Origin of the sequence: Paraburkholderia fynbosensis (assembly GCF_902859935.1) — a bacterium.
In the GTDB taxonomy this organism is placed as follows: domain Bacteria; phylum Pseudomonadota; class Gammaproteobacteria; order Burkholderiales; family Burkholderiaceae; genus Paraburkholderia; species Paraburkholderia fynbosensis.
In genome coordinates this window covers 1-5,332 of record NZ_CADIKI010000060.1, presented here as the reverse complement: position 1 = coordinate 5,332, position 5,332 = coordinate 1, and the positions used below count along the sequence as shown (strand labels likewise).

Below are 5,332 nucleotides of genomic sequence, written 5' to 3'. Positions count from 1 at the left end.
AAGGCAGTACTTCCCCAAGGGCACCGACCTGTCAATGTATTCGCAGGCCAAACTCAACGCTGTGGCAAGGCGACTGAACGAGCGTCCAAGGAAGACGCTGGACTACGAAACGCCCGCCGAACGGTTCCAGCAAACTATTGCATCCACCGGTTGAATCCGCCGAGCAGAGCGGTCGTCCGTTTGACACCATCCCTGAACCGTCGAACGTCGGTTCATGGCCGACCACTGCCGCATGTGATTCGCACACCTAGCCGAAGGCCACCGGCGACAGCGGTCGGCCGTGCGCGACCCACAAGGGACGGTTAGCCTGCCGCGAAGCGGACATTCAGACTTGCTGAGAATGGCCCTCCAGATGAGGAGGGAGTAACAACCATCGGTCGAGAAACACCGCGTCAGGCAATGCCAGGCTTCATTGCTTCACGGATGCGATACGCCGTGACTTTCGCAATCGTCCCGCACGCCCGGCCGGTCGGACCGCCCTTTGTCATACCGCACCAGCGTTTGCTGCCGTTGCGCGTGTGATCGTAAAAAGCCCATTGGCAATCGGGACACGTCTTCAGACGCGACCACTCGCCCGACGCAATAGCATTTGCCACTACGGCCACGAGATAGCCGACGAAGCTTGCTTCCGACGATTCGATAAACAGCTTTGTCGCGCTCCCCACCCGTTGGGTTTTCAAGCTCAGTGCAGCGCTGCTGAACCACTCATTCAGTGTTTGTTCACGGGCGGCCTCTGCTTGGCATGCACTGCGGAGATCGGCACGGAGCCGCTGCAACTTACCCAGCGTATCGGTCCTCGATCGCGATTGCTGCGGAAATTCCTTGCGCCACAGTTCGGGCGCACGTGCCAATTCAGGCAGTGCATCTGTTTCTTCACGCGTGTCGTTTGGAATTGACCAGCTGTTGATGAACCGCCGCACGACTTCAAGCTCTCCCGGTGCAGTCTGATTGTGGTCCGGCATGGCGTCTCCGTGTTGCAAAAGCGCAAAGTTTACGTAACCATCAAAATACGACGATGGTTACAGGGATGCAAGATGCTCGCCACGGCTCATTCGATCAGTCCGACCTTTTCACGCGACGTCCGGACACTGTTGCGGATGCAGGGCGTGATGAACGCTTCGCACTTCATGACGGTTCCGCTTCTCGCGTTACATATGTCGATAACGCTGCATTTCAATTCCGTGGCGCTTGCGACCGTGATGTCGGTGAACCTGCTTTCCGCCCAGGCGCTGCCGCTGATTGCCGGCGCGATCGCTGACCGCTTCGGCTCCCGGCAAATGATGGCGCTGGGGCTTGGGTTGAGAGGACTGGGATTTCTTGGGTTCGGCGTCACTAACGACGTGACCGCCTGGGTATGCTTTGCCTTCGCGGCTGGTTCGGGCGTCGCTTGTTACGAAGCTGGCCTGTATGGAATCCTCGGTCGCCAACCGAAGGCGTCGCTTTCCGCCCTGTTCGCCGCCAATAACCAGATGCTGAACATGGGGACTGCCGTCGGCCCGATAATCGGCGGACTGGCGGGACTGGCCGATACTCGTCTCGCGTTCGGAGCAAGCGCCCTTTTGTTTGGCTTGCTCGGCGCAACTGTCCTTCGACTGAAGGTCGAGCTCCCCGAAACATCGGATCGCCGTTCTGTTCTGTCAGGTCTGCGCACGGCGGCGGCTAACCGGGATCTATGGCGTTTGATCGCCGCAGCGTTCCCCTGGTTTTTCTTGTTCCCGCAACTGTATGTCGCATTTCCACTGTATGCCGGACGCTTGGCGGGTCCGCACGCGGCATCCGCGGTCTATGTTGTGAACGGCGTGATCGGACTGACATTTATGCTGACGGCAAAACGCTGGCTCGTCCGAATAAATCCGGTGACCTCCACCAGGTATGCCTACCTGGCTGCTGCAATTGCCTTCACCAGCGTGGCCGCATTCGACAGCCTCGGCTGGTTCGTTTTATTCATCGCTGGATACACAGTCATCGAAACAATCATGCTACCGGCACTGGAAACCATGACAGCATCGCTGGCGATCGACGGAAGCCAAGGGGCGTTCTTCGGCACGCTGAGTGCCGCCGGGGCACTCGGTGGCGCCGCTGGTTACTACACCGGCAGTTGGCTCATGGTGAACGGCACATCGCTCGAAACATGGGCGATATTCGGCAGCGTCGGGGGCATCGGATTCATAGCGTCCTCGCTGATACTTCCGGCAATTCCGCGCCAGGTGTCGCTAGAGTAGGCCCGCGCACGACCGTATAACGACCTCCGTCGAAAGCCGGTAGCGAGGGCGTATTTGAAGGCAGATCTGAATGGCTCTTCATGGCCCGCGTGGTGCCCAAGAGCGGCAATCGCTCCGGCAGCGGCTTTCATGCGGAAGGCCTGAGCCGACCCATAGCCGTCCTTCCGCCTGACGCGAAAGCGAGGGCAGCTTCCCCAACCCGAACGGCCATTCGATTAGCCGCTAGTCTTCGACCTTTTAATCCGCGCCGCGCCTTCATCCGCGTGGGCGAGGCCGCGAAGTCGGCCTATCCTTCGTGTGGGAACCTTGAAGCAACGCACATTGTGACGAAGGGCGCAAAACGCGTAGATTTAGGCGCATCTGGATAACGTCTCGCTCTATTCTTCATACACGGGTCGCGCAGTTCGCGCCCTTTCTCGCGCGTGCCGACCGTACTCCGTTACACGGACGACGTATGAGCCCTGCTGCCAAATTGGCGCGTCTGCAACGCACATCCGGAAACGGTCGGTCGTCGCGAAAGCTCTCGCTGTTTATCGCTGCACTGACAGTACTGCTCTCTGGACAACACGCCTTCGCGGCAGGGCCGCTGCCGCAAGGCGGCCGCTTCGTAGGCGGATCAGGAAGCATTGCGCAGAACGGCACGAACCTGAACATCACGCAAACAGGCTCGCGGGGCATCATCGAATGGGACAGTTTCTCGATCGGACGGAGCGCCACGGTCTCGATCAGCAACGGCATGGGCGCGACACTCAATCGCGTGACGGGTAACGACTTCTCCGCAATCATGGGCACGCTGAACGGCACCGGCAGTGTGTACCTTGTCAACCCGCATGGGGTTTTAATCGGGCGAAACGGCGTAGTCTCGACGGGCGGCCGCTTCGTCGCTTCTACGCTCGACATCCCCAACGACACATTCTTGAATCCGCCCGCGATCGGTGGGTCGCTGTACACGGGCAACTCCACGGCGAATGTGATCAATCTCGGCAAGCTTATGTCGTCGGGCGGGGACGTGTTTCTCGTATCAGCTAATAAGGTCACGAACGCGGGGACAATCGATGCGCCAAATGGGAATGCCGAACTCGCCGTGGGGCGTCAGGTGCGTCTGTTTGACGACAACGATCGGCAAGTTTCTGTGGACCTCGGAAGCAGCGGCACGGTGACGAACACAGGTACAGTGCAGGCGGCGATCATCAATTTGCAGGCGGCCGACGGCAACATTTTCGCGCTGGCGGGTCATTCGGGCGCGCTGCGCGCCGCTGGCACGGCGACACGCGCCGGCCACGTGTGGCTCGTCGCGAACACCGAGACCGCGACGTCGGTGATCAACACCGGCAGCGTGGATGCGCGCAGGGCGCAGATCAGCGCACGCAATGCGGACGGCAGCGGCGGCGCGGTTGATATGTCCGGCAAAGAGGTCGAGGTCGGCGGCGCGGACGTACAGGCGAAAACCTGGAACATCACGACCGGGGACTTCATCGCGGACGCCTCCACCGCTCGCACGCTGAGCGCAAGCCTGAGCCGCGGTGCCTCGATCAACGTCAACGCAAACGGCGACGGCATGCTGGGGGCGACCGGCGAGGGAAACATTGCGATCGACGCGAGCATACGCTGGCACGGAGCCGGGTCGCTAACGCTCGACGCAACGCACTCGCTGAGCATCGCACCGAACGCGACCATCGCCAATCACGGCACAGGCTCACTCATTCTCAATGCCGACTGGGCTGGATTCGACAACGGCGGCAGTGTGACCAACCTGGGCACCATCGACTGGTCGCGAAGCACGGGCATCGTCACGGCGCTCTACGACATGAACGGCAGCTACACGCCCGGCAGATTGCGCAGCAATCCTTCCTGGAGCGCCGCGCCGTTTAGTGGCCTGGTAACGCAGATCACTGCCTATCAGCTCGTCAACTACCTGGCAGACCTTAATGCGGTGAACAACAACCTCTCCGGCAACTATGCGATGGGCAACCGGGCAATCGCTTCACAAAGTCTGACGGATTTCAACAGTATTGGCAGCGCCGCGACACCGTTCACCGGCCAGTTCGACGGTATGGGCCATGGCGGCATCTCGGGACTGAACATCTCCGCCGGCGCCGATACCGGACTCTTCGCCGTGATCGGCAAGACGGGCGTTGTGCGTAATTTTGCATTCCATGACAGCGCGGCGACATCCTCAGGTGGACCGATCGGCTTGCTGGCGGGCATTAACTACGGGTTGATAGTCCGGGCCAGTGCCTTCGGTACGGTCCAATCCACGGGCGACACAAGCAGCGTGGCAGGCGGAATGGTGGGTGAAAATCGGGGCCGCGTCGAACAGTCATTCGCCGCGGTAAGCGTAAGCGGGGCTGGAACGGTGGGTGGCCTTGCCGGTACGAACGACGGTTGCATCGACCAGTCAATTGCGTTGGGCACGGTGACGGGCGGTCCGCAAGCCACACTCGGTGGACTTGTCGGCGTGAACAATGGCCGGATCAACCAATCCATCTCGGAGGATATCGGAGCGGGTGGCGTGAACGGTGGCGCGGTGGTCGGCGGCATCGTTGGCCGCAATGCGGGAGCGATCCGCGAATCCTATTCCCAATCGACGCTCAAGCCTGATCCGGGTGCGACGACTGGCGGTATCGCGGGCATCAATAGCGGAAGCATCGCCCCGGACGTGTTCTGGAACAGCGAGTCTTCCGGCGCGACTGCGGGGGTAGGCTCGGGAACACCCGTGGCAGATGCGGGCGGACTCACTAATGCCCAGCTACTCGACCGTGCGAACTTCGGCCCGACCTGGGATTTCAGCGCGACCGGTACCTGGGTCATGTACGGGCCGCCGACGCTGCGCTGGTTGGCCGGACCCTGATATCCGGGTACGGGTGACTACGGTCCTGAGTAAGCCTCCGTGGCAGTTTCGCACGACTTCGCTTGGGGAACTGGCAACCGTATCTCAAGCGGGTGTCATTGGTAAAGCGGGCAGGCCGATGCGGTCGGCGGTCGGCGGTCGGCGCAAATCGACCCAGGCCGTGTGGAAACTCGACGGAGTTGCAATCCGACGGGGAAACCTGGCCCGTCGGCGCGTTTGGCTGTCTTTGGGGGTGTCGCGGCGATGACGAGACGCTGAA

The 5,332-nt window shown here is 61.1% G+C and carries 3 protein-coding genes and 1 pseudogene; 3 read left to right on the top strand and 1 reads right to left on the bottom strand.

Going from position 1 to position 5,332, the window contains the following annotated elements; all coding sequences use genetic code 11:
* Positions 1-154: pseudogene (locus HV770_RS37920) on the top strand (IS30 family transposase); the annotation flags it as partial.
* 238 nt (positions 155-392) lie between these two features.
* Here HV770_RS37920 and HV770_RS37915 read toward each other — a convergent pair.
* The gene (locus HV770_RS37915) at positions 393-962 is read right to left on the bottom strand and encodes a CGNR zinc finger domain-containing protein (RefSeq protein ID WP_175166515.1); all 570 of its coding nucleotides are present in this window, start codon (positions 960-962) and stop codon (positions 393-395) included.
* Positions 963-1,034: 72 nt separating this feature from the next.
* Here HV770_RS37915 and HV770_RS37910 point away from each other — a divergent pair, with 72 nt between their 5' ends.
* Positions 1,035-2,222, top strand: a complete 1,188-nt coding sequence (locus HV770_RS37910) for an MFS transporter (RefSeq protein WP_175166514.1) — start codon at positions 1,035-1,037, stop codon at positions 2,220-2,222.
* A gap of 454 nt (positions 2,223-2,676) precedes the next feature.
* A complete protein-coding gene (locus tag HV770_RS37905; protein WP_175166513.1) occupies positions 2,677-5,073 on the top strand; it encodes a beta strand repeat-containing protein in 2,397 nt (798 codons plus the stop codon).
* Positions 5,074-5,332 lie beyond the last annotated feature (259 nt).

What these genes read in the sequence shown, in the direction of transcription:
- HV770_RS37910 (WP_175166514.1), top strand. Translation starts at nt 1,035, where the DNA reads ATGCTCGCCACGGCTCATTCGATCAGTCCGACCTTTTCACGCGACGTC.
- HV770_RS37905 (WP_175166513.1), top strand. Translation starts at nt 2,677, where the DNA reads ATGAGCCCTGCTGCCAAATTGGCGCGTCTGCAACGCACATCCGGAAAC.
- HV770_RS37915 (WP_175166515.1), bottom strand. Translation starts at nt 962, where the DNA reads ATGCCGGACCACAATCAGACTGCACCGGGAGAGCTTGAAGTCGTGCGG.